The organism is Gardnerella lacydonensis (assembly GCF_048545055.1).
Taxonomy (GTDB): domain Bacteria; phylum Actinomycetota; class Actinomycetes; order Actinomycetales; family Bifidobacteriaceae; genus Bifidobacterium; species Bifidobacterium vaginale_C.
In genome coordinates this window covers 184,516-202,717 of record NZ_JBKQXT010000001.1, presented here as the reverse complement: position 1 = coordinate 202,717, position 18,202 = coordinate 184,516, and the positions used below count along the sequence as shown (strand labels likewise).

At 43.7% G+C, this 18,202-nt stretch carries 15 protein-coding genes; 2 read left to right on the top strand and 13 right to left on the bottom strand.

Going from position 1 to position 18,202, the window contains the following annotated elements:
* Window positions 1-5: 5 nt before the first annotated feature.
* From ACJV45_RS00930 to clpB, 10 genes are all read right to left on the bottom strand, one after another.
* Window positions 6-995 (bottom strand): ABC transporter permease subunit, encoded by a 990-nt coding sequence (locus tag ACJV45_RS00930; protein WP_419397451.1) that lies wholly within the window; start codon window positions 993-995, stop codon window positions 6-8.
* Window positions 992-1,999, bottom strand: coding sequence for an ATP-binding cassette domain-containing protein (locus tag ACJV45_RS00925; protein ID WP_016812447.1), 1,008 nt, complete (start codon window positions 1,997-1,999; stop codon window positions 992-994). Before ACJV45_RS00925 ends, ACJV45_RS00930 begins: the two co-directional genes overlap by 4 nt.
* 131 nt (window positions 2,000-2,130) lie before the next feature.
* Complete coding sequence (locus ACJV45_RS00920) at window positions 2,131-2,937, bottom strand: TrmH family RNA methyltransferase (protein ID WP_419397450.1); 807 nt, start codon at window positions 2,935-2,937, stop codon at window positions 2,131-2,133.
* Window positions 2,938-2,994: 57 nt separating this feature from the next.
* On the bottom strand, window positions 2,995-3,843 hold the full coding sequence (locus ACJV45_RS00915) for a type I phosphoribosyltransferase (protein WP_419397449.1): 849 nt from the start codon (window positions 3,841-3,843) through the stop codon (window positions 2,995-2,997).
* A 58-nt stretch (window positions 3,844-3,901) separates the two neighbouring features.
* Window positions 3,902-5,242, bottom strand: coding sequence for a DNA recombination protein RmuC (locus ACJV45_RS00910; RefSeq protein ID WP_101889977.1), 1,341 nt, complete (start codon window positions 5,240-5,242; stop codon window positions 3,902-3,904).
* A gap of 54 nt (window positions 5,243-5,296) precedes the next feature.
* Window positions 5,297-6,028 (bottom strand): hypothetical protein, encoded by a 732-nt coding sequence (locus ACJV45_RS00905; protein ID WP_419397448.1) that lies wholly within the window; start codon window positions 6,026-6,028, stop codon window positions 5,297-5,299.
* Entirely contained in the window at window positions 6,018-7,574 is a 1,557-nt protein-coding gene (locus tag ACJV45_RS00900) for a hypothetical protein (protein WP_419397447.1), read from the bottom strand. Before ACJV45_RS00900 ends, ACJV45_RS00905 begins: the two co-directional genes overlap by 11 nt.
* Before the next feature lie 71 nt (window positions 7,575-7,645).
* The gene (locus ACJV45_RS00895) at window positions 7,646-8,413 is read right to left on the bottom strand and encodes an ABC transporter ATP-binding protein (RefSeq protein ID WP_019261718.1); all 768 of its coding nucleotides are present in this window, start codon (window positions 8,411-8,413) and stop codon (window positions 7,646-7,648) included.
* Window positions 8,414-8,439: 26 nt separating this feature from the next.
* Window positions 8,440-8,601, bottom strand: a complete 162-nt coding sequence (locus ACJV45_RS00890; RefSeq protein WP_419397446.1) for a hypothetical protein — start codon at window positions 8,599-8,601, stop codon at window positions 8,440-8,442.
* A gap of 296 nt (window positions 8,602-8,897) precedes the next feature.
* Window positions 8,898-11,492 carry an ATP-dependent chaperone ClpB gene (gene clpB, locus ACJV45_RS00885; protein ID WP_419397445.1) on the bottom strand — a complete coding sequence of 865 codons (2,595 nt, stop codon included), beginning with the start codon at window positions 11,490-11,492 and terminating at the stop codon, window positions 8,898-8,900.
* Between the two features lie 273 nt (window positions 11,493-11,765).
* On the opposite strand from clpB, the gene ACJV45_RS00880 reads away from it, so the two are divergent.
* Entirely contained in the window at window positions 11,766-12,581 is an 816-nt protein-coding gene (locus ACJV45_RS00880) for a fumarylacetoacetate hydrolase family protein (protein ID WP_020759573.1), read from the top strand.
* 49 nt (window positions 12,582-12,630) lie between these two features.
* Here the strand turns inward: ACJV45_RS00880 and ACJV45_RS00875 are convergent, their stop codons facing one another.
* The 3 genes from ACJV45_RS00875 to ACJV45_RS00865 all read right to left on the bottom strand — a co-directional run bounded on the left by ACJV45_RS00875 (window position 12,631) and on the right by ACJV45_RS00865 (window position 15,383).
* Complete coding sequence (locus ACJV45_RS00875) at window positions 12,631-13,431, bottom strand: YggS family pyridoxal phosphate-dependent enzyme (protein ID WP_419397444.1); 801 nt, start codon at window positions 13,429-13,431, stop codon at window positions 12,631-12,633.
* 34 nt (window positions 13,432-13,465) lie between these two features.
* Complete coding sequence (locus tag ACJV45_RS00870) at window positions 13,466-14,515, bottom strand: glutamyl-Q tRNA(Asp) synthetase (protein ID WP_419397443.1); 1,050 nt, start codon at window positions 14,513-14,515, stop codon at window positions 13,466-13,468.
* A gap of 136 nt (window positions 14,516-14,651) precedes the next feature.
* Window positions 14,652-15,383, bottom strand: a complete 732-nt coding sequence (locus tag ACJV45_RS00865; RefSeq protein ID WP_004120315.1) for an MIP/aquaporin family protein — start codon at window positions 15,381-15,383, stop codon at window positions 14,652-14,654.
* Between the two features lie 575 nt (window positions 15,384-15,958).
* Here ACJV45_RS00865 and ACJV45_RS00860 point away from each other — a divergent pair.
* A complete protein-coding gene (locus ACJV45_RS00860) occupies window positions 15,959-18,196 on the top strand; it encodes an RNA degradosome polyphosphate kinase (RefSeq protein WP_004120313.1) in 2,238 nt (745 codons plus the stop codon).
* Window positions 18,197-18,202 lie beyond the last annotated feature (6 nt).

The following is an 18,202-nucleotide window of genomic DNA, read 5'->3' as shown; positions in this document are numbered from 1 at the left end:
TCGCGCTAAATATCGCGATGCTTTTCAACAACGTGGCCAATTGCATACATGACTACGCCCCAAGCGAGAACCACCAAGCCTGATTGCCACCATGTGAAAATATATGCATTTGGTGGAAGCTGTGCACCCGAGTTAGGGGAGCTGCCCAAGAATTTCTCCACCGCTGCGGCTGGCAAAATCTGAATAAGTATTGAATTCCACTTCGCGAAATTGCTCGCAAACATAATAATGCTAACAACACTAGGCAAAATCATCACGGCTCCAATAACGCACATAATTCCGCCAGCAGTTGACTTGCAAATCATGCCAAAACCGTACGCCATTGCTGCTACAACAACCATAATTGCAGGAGAGCCAAGGAACAGCGTAAGAGGCAATTTCCACGCGTTGCTTCCAGATAATCCAGAAGTGCTATCTCCTATAAAGGCTAATTCTGCAGCGCCTAGCGAAACTGCCATTGCAATAAGTTGGGCTACAAAAACGTAGATTGCAACCGAAATAAACTTAGTCGTAAAGAACATACCCCTTCGAGGTACGGCAGTAAGAGAAGCCTGAATTGAAGTCGTAGAATGTTCCGCGGTTACAGCGAGCACTGCAAAAATCGACAAAACAATCAAAGATACAGAAGCAAAACTAATAACTAAGTGGAAAATGCTATCTTGAGATGCAATAAGGCTGCCTTTATTGCTCGGCCCAACAGTAATTGCAGCGCTTGATCTACCTTGATTTGCTCCATTCTTAATGTCAACTTTAGACATTGCTTTTTGCACAATCGCGATAATAAAGCTAAAGATTACTGGCAAAACAATAGCTAATGCCATGCACCACCAGGTGGATGAAAGTCCGCGCAACTTAACAATCTCAGATTTAAGCGTGTGCATGAATGTAAGGCGTAAGTGCTGAGCGTTCATGCTGCGGCCTGTTTTGTACGCGTTGGATTGGCGTGCGTTGGACTCAGAAGATTGCACTTGTTGATTTGCTACTTGCTCACTCATTTTGCACTCTCCTTATTGTTAGATTGCTCTGCATGCTGCTTGCTGTCTGGCTTTAAATCGCTGCTAGGAACAGTCTTAGTAACGTACTGCTCCTGGCCATGCGTAAGAGCCAAATATGCTTCCTCAAGTGATGCGTGCTCTTGATTTAGCTGATATACCAAAATTTGATTATCCGCAATTTCGCGAGCAAGCTGATTAAGCTCACATCCTGTTATTCTAAAAAGCTCGCCTTCTTGAACGTCTTGAGGAGTGCGAGTATCTTGCAAAATCTTGCATTCAGGATTGTTTTGAGCAAGCACAGACTTTAGTTTTTCGCCTTCTGGAGTTACAAGTCGCACAGCGTGCTGAGAATGTGCGTCAACAAAATCTTGTACTGTTGTGCGCTCCAAAATTTCGCCATGAGCAATAATCACAAGGTTATCTGCAGTAAGCGCAACTTCGCTCATTAAGTGCGAACTAAGTAGTATTGCTCGGCCTTCGCTCGCGTAATACTTGCATAATTCGCGAACCCACTTAACGCCTTCTGGATCCAAACCGTTAATTGGCTCATCCAAAATAAGATTGTGCGGATCCGCTAAAAGTGCTGCAGCAATCGAAAGACGCTGACTCATACCGAGCGAGAAAGATCCTGCTTTGCGGGTTTTAACACTTGATAATCCAGTAATATCAATCACTTCGTCAACGCGCTTTTTTGATATTCCGTGAGTTAAAGCCAGCGAATACAAGTGATTGTATGCCGTTCGGCCTCTGTGAGCAGACTTTGCGTCAAGAACTGCGCCAACTTCTGTCATTGGGGATGCGATTTTTGTGTATTCTTTTCCGTCAATAAGAGAAGTGCCGCTATTGGCATGAATAAGATTTAATGCGCAACGCATAGTAGTAGATTTACCAGCGCCATTAGGTCCTAAAAAGCCAGTGACTTTGCCGTCTTCTGCGACGAAAGAAACGTCGTTAAGCGCTGTTTTTGCGCCAAAACGCTTTGTAATATGTTGGAATTCTAACATAAATTAACAATATCACAAATAAAAAAAAATACACATTAAATGTAAGCGTTTATGAGTACAGGCTGCTGCGTTTTGTAATGCGATTGTTTATTTGTGATTGTTTGTTTATATTCGCTTGTTTGTAGCTTGTATCAGCAATTTGGTGATGCATGTTGCGCAATCCACGCGTGCATGGAAACAGCCGCAGCAGCTCCTGCGTTTAGCGAGCGAACAGAGCCGAATTGCGAAATATAAACAACGTCATCCGCCATCTCTAGTGCTTTTTTAGAAAGACCTGGACCTTCCGCACCAAAAAGCATAAGGCAACGTTTAGGGAACTTGTAGTTTTCCATAGCAACAGCGCCTGGAATAATATCAAGCGCTATAACGCGCGCGTTTTTAGCGTCTTGTTCCTTAATATTTGCGATTTTTTCGGCCTTTATATTGCCTTCTGCTTGTGATTTAAGCAAAAGTTGATGCGCTTCTTCTGCTTCCTGTGCTATATTTTCGCGCCAATTAGTTACTAGAGTTTCAATAGTTGGGCAGCACTCAACGTATTGGTAAAGCTCAGTCATTAACGAGCCTTTACGATTCCATTTATGAGGCCCTACGATATACACTTTTTTCGCAGTAAACGCGTTTGCAGTGCGGACCATAGAGCCTATGTTGAAATCGTGAGTCCAATTTTCTACAGCTACTTCAAACTCATGACGGCCTTTAGAATCGAGATCCGCTTTTATGGCTTCTACTTTCCAGTACCGGTAACGGTCTAAAACGTTGCGCTGGTCGCCTTCGTCTAGTAATTCAGTGCTAAACCGCGCATCGTAATTTGGCGATTCTGGATTATCTGGACGAGGCTCACCTGGATGCTCGTCTTCCCATGGGCCAACTCCTATAGGTCGGAATTCTGGCTCATCGGAAGCTTTTGCAGCCAAAGTAATTGGATTCGGTTCGTGCATGTGTGAGTTTTGCTCCGTTTAATACTTTTGCTTAGTATTGGTAGCTAGTAATTGCAACTAATCTTGGCAGCCGTCAGTTGCGCAATCGCCTGTGCAACCTGACTTGCAATGACCACCGCAGCAGTTATCTTCACAGCATGGCTCAGTGCAACCATCGTTAGCACAATCACCCGTGCACTCTACTTTGCAATGGCCACCGCAGCAGTTGTCCTCGCAGCATGGCTCAGTGCAACCATCGTTAGCACAATCTCCCGTGCATTTAACCTCGCAATGACCGCCACAGCAGTTGTCGTTGCAGCAATCTTCGTGTTCTGCATCTGCGCGTAATTCTTCTTCACCGAAAGCTTGAACAAATGCCATTTTAGTACTCTCCTCACTTATTGGATTTACTAATTGAAGATGCCTTGTGCCTTGTTCGTCGGCGTCAACACCACCAATTAATGCAACTATAGCAAGAATTTGCGCGCCTTGCTGATTAACAATGCCAAAATCAAGACTTAATTCATTTCCGTGTCGTAAAGTCACAAGCGAAGAAGTTTGAACATACGATTTTTCAGAAAGCCAAGAATCAAGCAACAATACTCGCTTGCCTTTAACTGACGGACCTTTTGTTGCAGGAAAAACAAAATCCATAACAAAGCCGTCAAGCGCAATTCCTTTACGTTCTGCAGCATGAATAAGCGCAAAAACCATTGGCACTGCAGCAGCAGTTAACGCACCAACTGCGTCAACATCGCGTTCTAACGAATACCCAGCTTTCTCAATTGCGTCAAAAAGAATATCGCCAACTAGCTTAGAGCCGCGCTGAGCAAATGTAACAGAAAACAGTTCGCTAAATGGTTTCGCACTCATATCTGCACAAAGCATGCGTTTAAGCTCAGCGCGTTCCTCTTGTAATTCTGCCATTTTTGCACTCCTTAGCGTTTAGAGTTGTTCAATTTTTGATGCTTTAATGTTTTTATGCTTAACGATCTTCTACTGATACTTCCGGAGCGCTCAGCTCTTTAACATCAGCTTTATCAGAATCTATAAGATCTATTGAAGCAATAACTTTACTTTGATCTAACTTCTGAAGTTTACGCGCTGTTACCAACACTCGCGACTCAAGCGAGGAAGCAAACTTATTGTAAGCTGCAACTGTTCTTGCCAAAGATACGCCAAGTTTTGAAGCATTTTCTCCAAGTACCGCAAAGCGATCGTACAATTCTCTAGATAAATCGAAAAGTTCTTTCGCATCATCTGTAAGACTTTGCTGCTGCCATGCGTACGCAACAGACTTAAGCACAGCCCACAAAGTAACTGGGGAAGTGAGTGCTACTTTTTGCGCAAAGGCATCATCCATAAGCGTTGGATCCGCTTCAAGAGCCGCCTGAAGCAACGCTTCGTTTGGAATAAATGCAACTACAAAGTCTGGTGCTGTTTCAAAAGCCTGCCAATACGCTTTAGCTCCTAATACTCTAACATGCTCTCGCAAAGCCTTAGCGTGCGCTTTTAGGAGCTCGCTCCTTCTAGCTAATTCTTCGTCACTTGCGTTATCTGGGATTTCGCAAGCACGCTGATAATCCGCATATGGAACTTTTGCATCAACTGGAATTGTTTTGCCTCCTGGCAGATGCACAACCATATCTGGCCTCTGCTGTTCGCCATTTACTCCAGTTACAACAACCTGCGTATCAAAATCAACGTGCTCAAGCAAACCTGCAGATTCCACAATATTCTTTAGCTGAGCCTCGCCCCAAGCTCCGCGAACCTTGTTATTTCGCAATGCTGCAGAAAGCGAACTTGTTTCGCGGTCAAGCCTTGTTTGCTGCTCGCTTAAGCCTTTAAGCTGAGTGCTCAGCACACCCATTTCTTGCTTGCGTCCTTCTTCAATCTGCGAAACTTTATTCTTCAATGCTTCAAGATTGTCTTTTACAGGAGCAAGCGCTTCCAAGACTTTACCTTGCTCTTTCAAAGTTTTTTCACGATTTAACCGTTCGCGTTCTTCTCGCTCTGCGCGCAATTGTTCTTCGCGATTCACTCGCAATTGCTCTGCTTGCTGCGCTTTTAACAACTCAGACTCAACAAATTTCAATCGCTCAGCAAGCTGCTCTGATTGTGTGCGATATCGTATAGCCTGATTGCCATTTTCTTGCGCTTGAGCGCGCGCTTGTTCATACTGCGAGCGCAATTCGTTAAATTCGCGTTGACTTATGCCATTAGCGCCTTGCGTTCCAGAGTTGTGCTTAACAATAGCCAGCACAACAATGGCGGTTATTACAACAGCAACCACCATTAAAACAAACATCACAATATTATCGAACATACGTTCTATTAAACACTATTGATTCGACTTTTGAAACATAATTAAACACGTCTTTTAAGCACGTTCAAAATAAAGCAATCCACGTCCACACGTGCCACTCCACAGGCAAACTGCAATTACAGTAAGCACAACAACGACATATAACAATATGGATTGTCCAGGAATTACAGGCAAAGTTCCAGAAGGATACCATCGCAAAATCAATCCAATTTTACTTTGCAAACCTTGTGTGGCAATGTTCATCACCGCTAAAAAGACACCAAATGCAAGGCCGTAAAACCTTCCAAAACAGGCTAATCCAATCATTATGAGCACAATATCAATCCAAGCATTACCTAAAATCATCTGCAATGTACTCAATAACTGCAAGTCAATTATACGAACAATTAACACTGAAGCGCCGAATGAAACAAACAAACACAATAAAGCAGCACTCAATGCATATATTCGCAGCCTTTTCATCACGAAACGTTCCCACGATACCATAATCGGAGCAAGGCAAACGAATGCCGCGGTAATAAGCCCAACTACAATAACTTCATACAGAGGAACAACAAAATTAACAACACTACTACCAGATTGACATTGGAACGTTATACCTTCTACCGCATTATGCACATTAGCAGAATCTGGCAAACAAATATAACCAACATAAACTGGCAACTGCGTTACAAATGATCTGAATATAACAAGCATTAAAGAGGGAAGGACTACGGACAATAAAATTGCAACGATTGCAACAATATAATGCCTACCTTCAAGCCAAGCGCGAAAATTATTTTTCATGCTTATCACCAAGTTCCGATAAGACTTGTTGTGGTGTTATGAGGCATTGATTAAGTTCTTTAACATGATTTTTTACAAATTGTTTCAGCTTAGCATCATCAGCATTATTAATACTCATAGCCACTTTATCGTTTGCTTCACCTGGAATAAATCCATATGACCCATACACATCATTACTTATACGAGAAGGAAGCTGAGCAAGCAAAAATGCTGTAACAGAAGCGTTTGAATCAAGATTCTTTTTTACATATACTTCTTTCATAGCACTTGATGCACATTTTGCAGGCACAAATCTTTGTAACACTTCTTGAGCGATACCAGTCATATCACCATATTTCTCAGAACGCCTAACAAATGTATCTGTTTGTTGTTGAATAACAGTAGCTTTAAGATTACGTAACTTTATTAAACCACTATTAGTAAGATTCCAAGATTTTTCAGTATTTGTTGGAGTAAACGCATTCCCCAGTACAAGCACAATTCCTTTGCCTTGCGAATCTCTCTGATTCTTAGGAAACCAAGAAGCAACAGTTTTCAAATGTTTAACAGCACGAAGTTTACGAATATAAGCTTCTTCAGGATGTACACAAACAGAAAAAGCAGTATCTTTAAACGTCGTACACTGAGGCACAAAAGGTCCAGAGCGAATCCAAGGTTTTGGACCCCACATAGCTATACAACAAGCACATACTATTGGCATAATTAAAGAAATACTTATTGCTTTTATGCACCAATAAGATCCCTTTTGCCAAAAATATCTAATATGCGCGCAACAAAGAATGCATGAAACGATAACAACACACACAAAGAATATGCGCAAAGTCACCAACCATGGGTTCATACGCAAACCAGGCTCAGCACCAATACCAGCATCCGACACTGGAAGTATTGCGTATAAACTACTACCCCAATATCTAGGAAAAATATCTCCTTGAGGTATGGTGCCATTACGCATTATAATGACGCCATAAATACAGCACCAAATTATTGCAAAAGATAATAAAGCTGAGAATACAATTGCCCAACGATTGCCAATAATTACTCCTAAAGTAAAACCAATTGCAAAAAATGCACTTGGCGTCACGCCTCCACATAATAGTGGAAAATACGGAAAATTTGTAATATTTACATCACTCTGAATTACTGTTGGCAATATACTTACGCAATATAACAAACTGCACAGTATAGCGCCTTTTAGTATAGGAATAGCGTAACGACTGGCTGATTTTCCTGCACACCACGCAGAATTGACCAAACATCTAGGCGAGCAAGCTTTACATGAACACCATGCGCCAAAAATGCAAGCAACAATATCAGACAAACAATGCATCCACGTGACATCAATTCTTAACCAAAGCGCATAATTATTATTATGCGCTAAAAAATTTGCCACACCCAAAAAAATAGGATATGCAATCAAAAATAAGCTAAAAATACAACTGCTTATTAGAGATAATGGGGACATAATATGTGAAACAATTGTGCACTTCTTATGACTTTTTGCAAAAAATCCGAATTCAGTTAAAAAGTTAGAATATTGACGCATATTTAATCACATCCCTACTCACTACCACATTAACAAAATAAGAAACTATACATATCCAGTTACTGCTATTACTAATTTTTATGAAATTTAGATAGCAAATGTCTATACCCTGATTCCCATGGAGTTACCATAAGATCTTCACGATTAGCATATTGAAGAAGATTATCCATTTTCCCATCAAGCAATATAATTCCTTCATTAAGAACTATAACCCGATCCGCCATTACTGCTAAATCTTCTACTAAATGTGTACTGACAATAACAGTATGCTTTTGCGAATAAGACTTAAGAAAATTACGAATATCAATACGCTGCTCAGGATCTAAACCAACAGTAGGCTCATCAAGTATTAGTACTGCAGGCTGACTAGCAATCACACAAGCAATACCAGCACGCTGACGCTGACCTCCTGATATTTTAGCAACGATGCGATGTGCTTGTTTTTCCAAGCCAACCTGTTTGAGAGCATTCCAAGCAGCTTGATACGCAGCGCTCCACGATAGACCTCGCGCCCATGCGGCATATTGGACATTTTTTAACACACTCGATGCATTCATAAGTTCAAATGATTGTGGCAAATAACCAATATTTGACCGAGCTTTAGCCCTTTCCGCACGATCAGTTACGTCAAAACCATGAACAAAAAGTTTTCCACTAGAGGGAGCATAAATCGTCGCTATAACGTTAAGCAGAGTAGTTTTCCCAGCACCATTTGGCCCCAAAAGACCACATATGCCAAAAGATAAATCTATAGAAAGATTATGCAAAATTTGTTTTTTCCCATACGAAAAATTCACATTAACAAGTTGCACATCTAATCCCGTATATGATTCTTGCATATCTCACCACTTAATAACTAGACTACTTACCTACAACTTCGTATATTTTCTCTGTCTATTCCAACTACAGAACCACTCATCTGAGCATAAGCTGACATTGGAATAGCATAAGCAATAGTAGCAAGCGCAACTATTGCAAATCCTTTCTTTGCGAACATATTCGTATCTCCATTTTCAATCTGCTTCATAACGTATTCAGCCTTGAATAAGTACATATATTTTATGATAATTCAATAAAAAAAAAAAATAGATTTTTATAAAAACCAATTAAAATTTTAAAAGATACGCATATCCGATAATGCCAATTATCAGCAATAACTCGAAAAATTAAGTGGGAATTCCACCTTTTTATTACAAGTTAATTCTACAAATATTTTTTATTCAGATACAAAAATAGCGCGCTGTCTACTGGAAAATAATCCAATAAACAGCACGCTTTGTTCGATTTGACTACATTATTTGACTACATTAAAGAATGCAGGCACTACGCAATCTTTAGGGTCACATGGTCGCTAGTATTCTCACAATCCGCAACTAGGCGAGCACCATCATGCACCTTTCCAGAAAGCAGCAATCGCGCAAGCTGATCGCCAATTTCTGTCTGAACCAATCTGCGCAACGGACGAGCACCATAAACTGGATCGTAGCCATGCTCTGCAAGCCAAGCGCGAGCAGAGTCACTCACATCCAAGCTAATACGGCGATCACTCAAGCGTGCAGCCACTTGACGAACTTGAATATCCACAATTACACCAAGCTCTTCGCGGCTCAACGGATGGAACATAACAAGCTCATCCAAACGGTTAATGAACTCTGGCTTAAACTCAGCGTGAACAGCATTCATAACAGCTTTACGCTTAGCAGCATCGTCCAAGCCTTCTTGCACAAGGAATTGCGAACCCAAGTTTGATGTCATAATCAAAATCGTATTCGTAAAATCAACCGTTCTACCCTGTCCGTCAGTCAAACGACCATCATCCAAAACCTGCAACAAAACGTCGAATACTTCTGGATGCGCCTTCTCAACTTCGTCAAAAAGCACTACAGAATACGGACGCCTACGCACAGCTTCAGTAAGCTGACCGCCTTCCTCATAGCCAATGTAACCAGGAGCAGCACCGATTAGACGCGAAACGGAAGCCTTTTCCATGTACTCGCTCATATCAATGCGAACCATTGCACGCTCATCGTCAAACAAAAAGTCAGCAAGAGCCTTCGCAAGCTCCGTCTTGCCAACGCCAGTCGGCCCCAAGAATAGGAACGAACCTGTCGGGCGATTCGGATCTGCAATTCCAGCGCGGCTTCTGCGCACAGCATCCGCTATAGCCTGAATTGCTTCGCTTTGACCAACCACGCGCTTAGAAAGCTCCTTTTCCATGTTGAGCAGCTTCTCATTTTCGCCTTGCATCAAGCGACCAACAGGAATGCCCGTCCATTCGCTAACGACTCCAGCAATAGAATCAGCATCAACCTGGTCTGGAACCATCGGCTCTTTCGCTTCACTCTTAGCATTAGCAGCCTCGGATTCTGCTTCTTCCAAAGCTTTTTGAATGCTTGGGATTTCGCCATACAAAATACGGCTTGCTTGCTCCAAATTGCCTTCACGCGTGAATTTGTCGGCTTCTACGCGCTTAGCATCGAGTTGCGCTCGCAAATCACCAACCTTGTTGTGGCCAGCCTTTTCCGCATCCCAACGCGCCTTCAAACCAGCAAGCTTTTCGCGCGAGTTAGCTAATTCTTCTTGCAACTTTTCTAAGCGTTCTTTAGCAGCAGCATCTTCCGCTTTCTTTAATTGCATTTCTTCCATTTCAAGACGCGTAACTTTGCGCTGCAATTCGTCGATCTCTTCTGGCTGAGAATCAAGCTCCATACGCAAGTGAGCTGCCGCTTCATCCACCAAATCAATCGCCTTATCTGGAAGCTGTCTGCCAGTAATATAGCGGTTTGAAAGCGTTGCTGCAGCTACGATTGCATCGTCACTAATCGTCACCTTGTGGTGCGCTTCGTAACGTTGCTTAAGTCCGCGCAAAATCGTCACCGTATCTTCAACAGATGGCTCGCCAACGAATACTTGCTGGAATCTGCGCTCAAGAGCGGAATCCTTTTCAATATGCTCACGATACTCGTTAAGCGTAGTTGCGCCAACCAAGCGCAGCTCACCTCGCGCAAGCATTGGCTTAAGCATATTGCCAGCATCCATTGAACCTTCTGCAGATCCTGCGCCAACAACAGTGTGAATTTCGTCAATAAACGTAATAATTTGACCGTCCGATTGCTGGATTTCCTTCAACACTGCCTTTAAGCGTTCCTCAAATTCGCCGCGATACTTCGAACCTGCAACCATCGAAGCCAAATCGAGACTGATAAGACGCTTGTTTTGCAATGTCGTAGGCACATCCCCTGCAACAATTCGTTGAGCCAATCCTTCTACAACTGCCGTTTTACCAACGCCCGGCTCGCCAATTAGCACAGGATTGTTCTTCGTGCGTCGAGAAAGAATTTGAATCACGCGACGAATTTCCTGATCGCGCCCAATCACAGGGTCAAGCTTTCCCTCGCGAGCGCGCGCAGTCATATCAACCGAATATTTTTCAAGCGCTTTGTAGTTGCCTTCTGCATCTGGGCTGGTAACTTTCGCACCTCCACGCACAGTTGGCACAGCTTTTCGCAACGCATCTGCAGAAACATTGTGCTTTTTGAAAATATCCGCGACAGCATTCGGCGCGCTTGCAACTATGCCGATAAGCATGTGCTCCGTGGAAACGTATTCGTCTCCCATTGAGCGCATTTCTTTTTCTGACTGGCTTAGCGCGGCCAAAAGTTGACGACTTGCGTCTGGCTTAGTCGTAGTAGAGCCAGTAGATGAAGGCAATGCCACTAATGCATTGCGAATTTCAGAACCGATTTGTTGTGCGTCCGCCCCCGCCTGAGCAATAAGCGCACGCACAACGCCTTGTTCTTGGCGAAGTAAAGCATCTGCCAAATGTAACGTATCTACTTGCGCATTGCCAGCTGCCGCCGCGCTTTGCACAGCATCACTTAATGCATCTTGCGCTAAGGTCGTAAATTTTTGTTCCATATTTACCCCCATTTGCACCGCTATCTAGCGGATTTTAGGTGATTTGCGTGCACTTTTTGCGATTGCACTCAAACCACATTCTGTCAATTTCTAAAACTTGAGTCTACTACACTCAAGTTTTGTTTTCAAGATGTTTGTGGCGTTTTCTTATACAACGGTTGCTTGCGACTTTTCCATATCAAATTCATCAATTGCAAAGTCGTCAGTCAAATATCAAAAAATAAATAAATATCAAAAATAAATAAGTATTAAATATGTCGTAATCTTAAAAATATGAGAATTGCACGTTTTTCCTATAATGAAGTTCCTCAATATGCGTTTGTTCAAAAAGACGAAGCAGACGGCAAGGATTATTTAGTAGCGCTGGAAGGTCATCCATTAAGCCCTCAGGGAGTTAAGCCAACAGGCAAGCGCTACGAGTTAGATGCCGATGGCGTGCGCCTGCTTGCGCCAGTGATTCCTTCAAAAGTCTACGGATTGGCAAAAAACTACGATACGCGTTCTGCTGAAGAGCGCGCATCTTCTGCTGCGGCCGCGTCGCATACTGCTGCAGATATGGTGATTTTTACAAAGCCGAGCACATCTGTAATTGGCCCAGACGATCCGATTGTTATTCCTGCTTTTTCGAACGATATGAATTTTGAGCCAGAAGTGGCTGTTGTTATGGGCAAAATCGCCAAAAATGTATCGGTAGATAAGGCAATGGACTATGTTTTTGGCTTTACTTGCGTAAATGACGTAACTTTGCGCGATTGCGCAGGTAGCGACCCAATGTTTACGCGCGCAAAGGGCTTTGACACTTCTTGCCCACTAGGCCCATGGATTACAACTGAGCTAAATTGGCGAGATGCGCATATCTCATTTACGCTTAATGGAAAAGATGTGCCAGAGGCGAGCGGCACCACAGCGCGATTGATCCACAGTATTCCAGAGCAAATCGCTGCGATTTCAAGCTTCTCAACACTTCTTCCAGGAGATGTGATTTTGACAGGAACGCCGTATCCAGCAGGAACTTTGCACGCTGGCGACGAAGCGATTGTACATGTAGATGGTATTGGTTCGCTGCGCAATGTGATTATGCATGCGTAACGGCAATAAAAGTAAAAGATAAAAATCAGAAGCTAGACAAAACTTAATACTACACAAATGCGCGCGGGCCAAAGATTGCCGAACCGATTCGAACCATCGTAGAACCTTCGGCAATCGCCCACGCAAAATCGCCAGACATTCCCATCGAAAGCTCTAATTTTGCAGAGTTTCCATCATGATCTTGCGCGAGTTGTTCACTTACGCAATCTCTAATTTCTCGCAATTTTGCGAAACCACTTCTCACTATTTTTTCATCATCCACGCGCGCTCCAAGCGTCATGAACCCGCACAAATTAAGTGATGACAAGCTAGATATAGCGAGTGCTTCGTCAATCGCACGTTCTGGCACGCACCCAGATTTCGTAGCTTCTCCCGAAACGTTCACTTCCAACATAACGTCTGTGCAAAGTCCCAAATTTTGCGCGCGAGCAGATATTTTTTGCGCAAGATCAATGCCGTCAACCGACTGAATACCATTTGCAAGCGGCAAGACTTTGTTTATTTTATTGCTTTGCAGCTGACCTATTAAGTATAGCGGGATTTCGCCGTTTACACCAACGCTTAAGCCTTCTTTAGCAGCCTCCACGCGTAAAATTTCTGCTTTTGCAACAATTTCTTGCGGACGATTTTCCCCAATTACTCGCACTCCAGCTTTAAGCGCTGCCATGATTTCGCCAACATCTCGCGTTTTAGTTGCGGCAAGTAGTGTAACAGATCCAGCTTTGCGACCATAATGCGATTCGGCTTGAGCAATGGCATCTTGCACGCTGTGCACGCCGTCGGCAATTTGACACGCACGAACACAATCGACCTCAGTATTCGCTAAATCTTTTTGCGTCATATATGCCATTTATTGCCCCAATCTATCATTCTAAATACATAGTTTAGTCGAGGAAGGGCACGGATTTGTCTGCTAGGTTTGTGCGAACAGAATCCCACGGCGTTTCGTCGCTTTTAAATAACGCGAGCGCATCGTTTGCACTCATATCTGCTGGGCGAGTTTGCTCAGGATTCTTGTATCCCAAAAGATACATGCAGTAACCAATCATGCGCTCAGCGCTCCAACCAGATTCACGAAGCGCACCAACATCTAGCGAGTGCTTACTTTTTGCGAGTCGCTCGCCTTGAGCGTTATCAATTAGCGGCAAGTGCGCAAATTGCGGACGCACGTAATGCACACCGTGATCCGCAAAGAATCCCGACTTTTCCAGCAGCTCACCAATCCAAATTTGAAGCGCTGCCGAACGCAGCAAATCGCGTCCGCGCACAATATCATTTACTCCCGAAAGCACATCGTCAACAACAACCGCAAGCTGGTAGGAAAAGACGCCATCCGCGCGGCGAATCACCATATCTCCCAAATCGCGATTAATGTTAAAAGATTGCTCGCCAAAAATCGCATCTTCAAAATCAATATTTGCTTGCGGCGAATCAGCCGACGGTACCGCAAGTCGCAAAGAATGTTGCTGATTATTTTGCAAACGCTTTTCGATTTGCGCCAATCCTTCCGCGTTTTTGCGAAGATTTCTGCACGTACCCGGGTAGCGTATGAAACCATCTCCTTCTTGCGGAGCTGCAATTGCGCGAATATCGGAACGCGAGCAAAAACAAGGGTAGATTAATGAATTTCCGTCACTATCTTGCAAAGATTCTAGCGTCTCAAGAGCTTCTTGGTAGATAGCATTGCGATTATGCTGATAAGTCGGCTCACCAATCCAATCAAGACCAGCCCAATGCAAATCGTCAATCACTCGCGCGCTGGCATCCTTCGGCATTCGCGCAATATCGAGATCTTCCAAACGCAAAAGCATGTTGCCGCCTTGCGATTTTGCAGAAAGCCAAGCAGCCAACATTGCTACCATATTGCCAATATGCATACGCCCAGAAGGAGTCGGTGCGAAACGTCCAATAGCAATAGTTGACTTCGAAAACATTATTCCGTCTTTCTTAATACCTTTTTTAATAAGCACAAGCTTGCAAAATAAAAAGCGCGTAACGCATTCATACTAGCATCACGCGCTTCTTACAACCGTAATCAACCGCAATCAATAACAGTTAAAAGCAAATGTTTTACGCAAATAACGACTTAAACATAAGTACGCCCAAAATTGCGCCAGCAGTAGGAGCAACCACTGGAATCCACGCCTCACCCCAGCGAGAAGAACCCTTGTGTGGAATTGGCAAAATGGCGTGTAGCAAACGTGGCATAAGGTCTCGAGCAGGATTCAAAGCAGGACCAGTCGGACCACCCATAGAAGTCACCAATCCCCAAACAACAAAGCCGACTACGATTGAAGCGCCAGCCAAATTCTTCTCTCCCCAAGGAGAAGTAAGGCAGCAAAGCGCAGCCAAAACAAGCACGAGCGTACCAAAGAATTCATTTAGGAAGTAGTTAAGCTTGTTATTGTAAGCGTCCGTAGTGCAGAACGTACCAAGAATAGCCTCTGGCTCTTCGGTTTCGTTGTAATGTGGCAAATAAGTTACGTACACAATAAGCTGACCGACCAATGCGCCCAAAAGCTGAGCCACAATATAAGGTGCAACATTTTGCCAAGGGAACATTCCGCAAACAGCTTGTGCAATTGTCATAGCAGGATTTATGTGCGCACCAGAAATTCCGCCAAACATGAGCACTGGGAACATAACGCCAAAACCATAGCCCATAGCAATATTTAGCCAACCTGCGTGATGACCTTTAGTGTTTTTAAGTTCAACATTGGCAACAGCTCCATTGCCAAAAATCATAAGAATGGCAGTTCCAATAAACTCGGCTGCCAACATTACTGTAAATGAATGTTGCATGGTCCTTCGATCCTTCTTAATTGTTTTGCTGCTTTTGCTTTTGTACTACATCTCATTTTCAAAGAAGCTAAGAAAATGAATCCAGCAATTATTATTCCAACAATTATTCTTTGATAGTTTCCCCTATGAACACGACACTGCGAGTAAATATCAAATAGCCATATATCAAAAGAGGCCCGCCACACTGGCGAGCCTCTTACTTACAAAAACAATCTTCAGCGGTTCTATCTGCACAACATCCTCGTTGCAACGGTAAAGTCTCAAATATCCGTCCAACGTAAATTGGAATCTAACATCCATACATTTTCTGTGGTCTACCGCTCTTTTAATTTGTTCTTGTGATTCTTATTATTACTGTTTTTTGTTCTTTAGTAAAGTACAAAACCATCTTTGTTCACATATTGTAATTAGTGTTCATTCGCACACAAAAAATAGATAGTTTTGCATCATTTTGTGAATATGCAATGGTTGTCATGTTCAGATGCGTTCACATATTGCAATCATCGGCGTGTCGAGCCGCATAGCTGCCGACACTCAGTCGCGCACTTCCCTTACAACGCATACAATTACAGAGTATGGTACAAATTTTTGACGCTCCCTCAAAGGCGATTCTGCGCGGTCAAATTGCAGAGCACATCGCCGAAGACGAAAAGGCAGAAAAGCGTGAAGCTCGTGAGGGCGAGCTACCGTTGCCAAAAGATCGCTTCTTTGACCGAGAATTAAGCTGGTTAAAGTTCAATCGTCGCGTGCTTGAGTTAGCGCAAAATACTGATTTACCACTTCTCGAACGTGCTAATTTTGCAGCTATTTTTGCCTCCAACCTAGACGAGTTCTTTATGGTTCGAGTTGCAGGCTTAAAGCGCCGAATTGACTCAGGAATCGCAGTAACCGCGGCAAGTGGGCTAAGCCCACGTCAACAATTGCGCGCAATTAGCGAGGTTACACATCGTCGTCAAGATGAGCATGCGCATTACGTAATCGACCATATTTTGCCAGAGCTTGCTAAGCAGCGCATTGTTATGCTCAGTTGGGACAAGCTTACGCAATCCGAAAAAGATAGACTTTCGGACTATTATCGCAAGCAGGTTTTCCCAGTATTAACGCCACTTGCAGTGGATCCTGCACACCCGTTCCCATATATTTCTGGCAAGTCTATTAACTTGGCTGTTATTGTAGAAAATCCGAATTCTGGAAAGTCGCATTTTGCTCGCGTAAAGATTCCAGATAATTTGAATCGTCTTGTTCCAGTTGATGATTTAACAGATGAAGAAGGTCGCGAAGAGCGCTACGGATTCATTACTATGGAAAAGTTGATTGCAGCACATTTGGAATCGCTTTTCCCAGGCATGATTATTAAGGAAGCTCGCTCATTCCGCGTTACACGTAACGAGGATATTGACGTTGAGGAAGACGATGCAGAAAACTTGCTTAACGCTATGGAAAAGGAGCTTTTGCGTCGTCGTTTTGGGCCGCCTATTCGTCTTGAGATTTCCGACGAAGCTAGCCCATTCCTTTCGCAGCTTCTCGCTAATCAATTGCGCGTAAACCCTGAGGAAGTCTATCGTTTGCCTTCGCCACTAGATATGACGGTTCTTTTTGAATTACAGGCACTCGATCGTCCAGATTTGAAGTATCGTCCGTTTATTCCTACTACGAATCGTCAGATTGCAGAAGTTGAAACTAGCCATGCGCAGGATATTTTCGCGTCGATTCGCGAGCACGATATTTTGTTGCATCACCCTTACGATTCGTTCTCTACGTCTGTTCAGGCGTTCTTGGCGCAGGCGGCGGCAGATCCAAAGGTGCTTGCAATTAAGCAAACTTTGTATCGCACGTCTAGCAATTCGCCAATTATCGACGCTCTTGTAGATGCGGCACATGCAGGTAAGCAGGTACTTGCGTTGGTTGAGATTAAAGCGCGATTCGACGAAGACGCCAACATTGCTTGGGCGCGCAAGCTTGAGCGCGCAGGCGTTCACGTTGTTTACGGCATTGTTGGATTGAAGACGCATTGCAAGCTTTCGCTTGTGGTTCGCCAAGAAGCCGAGGGATTGCGCCGCTATTGCCACGTTGGAACTGGCAACTACAATCCTAAGACGGCTCGACTTTATACAGATTTGGGATTGCTTACTTGCGATCCTGTAGTTGGTCAAGATTTGACTCGCTTGTTCAATCAGCTTTCAGGTTATGCTCCAAAGTCAAGCTTCCATCGCTTGCTTGTGGCTCCTCGCACAGTTCGAACTGGCATTATTGAGCGAATTCGCAGGGAAGAGGCAGCGGCTCTTGCTGGTAAAGAAGCGTGGATTAAGATTAAAGTCAATTCTGTTGTTGACGAAAAGACGATTGACGCTTTGTACCGCGCTGCTCAAGCTGGCGTAAAGATTGACATTGTTGAGCGTGGAATTTGCTCGTTAAAGCCTGGCATTGAAGGATTGAGCGAGAATATTCGCGTTCGTTCTATTCTTGGCAGATTCCTTGAGCACAGCCGAATCTACGCTTTTGCTAATTCTTGCGGGCCGCAAATTGGCGATGGTCCTGCAAGCGGACCTGAAGTTTGGATTGGCTCTGCAGATTTGATGCACCGCAATCTTGATAGACGCGTTGAAACACTGGTTCGCATAAGTGCTCCAGACCAAGTTGAAGCGTTGATTCAATACATTGACTTGCAAATGGCTGATTCAACAGTTTCTTGGTGGATGGATGGAGACGGCACATACACGCTACATTCTCGCGATTCCGAAGGTCGTCCTCTAGTCGATAGTCAGGAATATCTAATTCACACTCACACACGCAAACCTCGAGGTGTGAACTGATTGCGA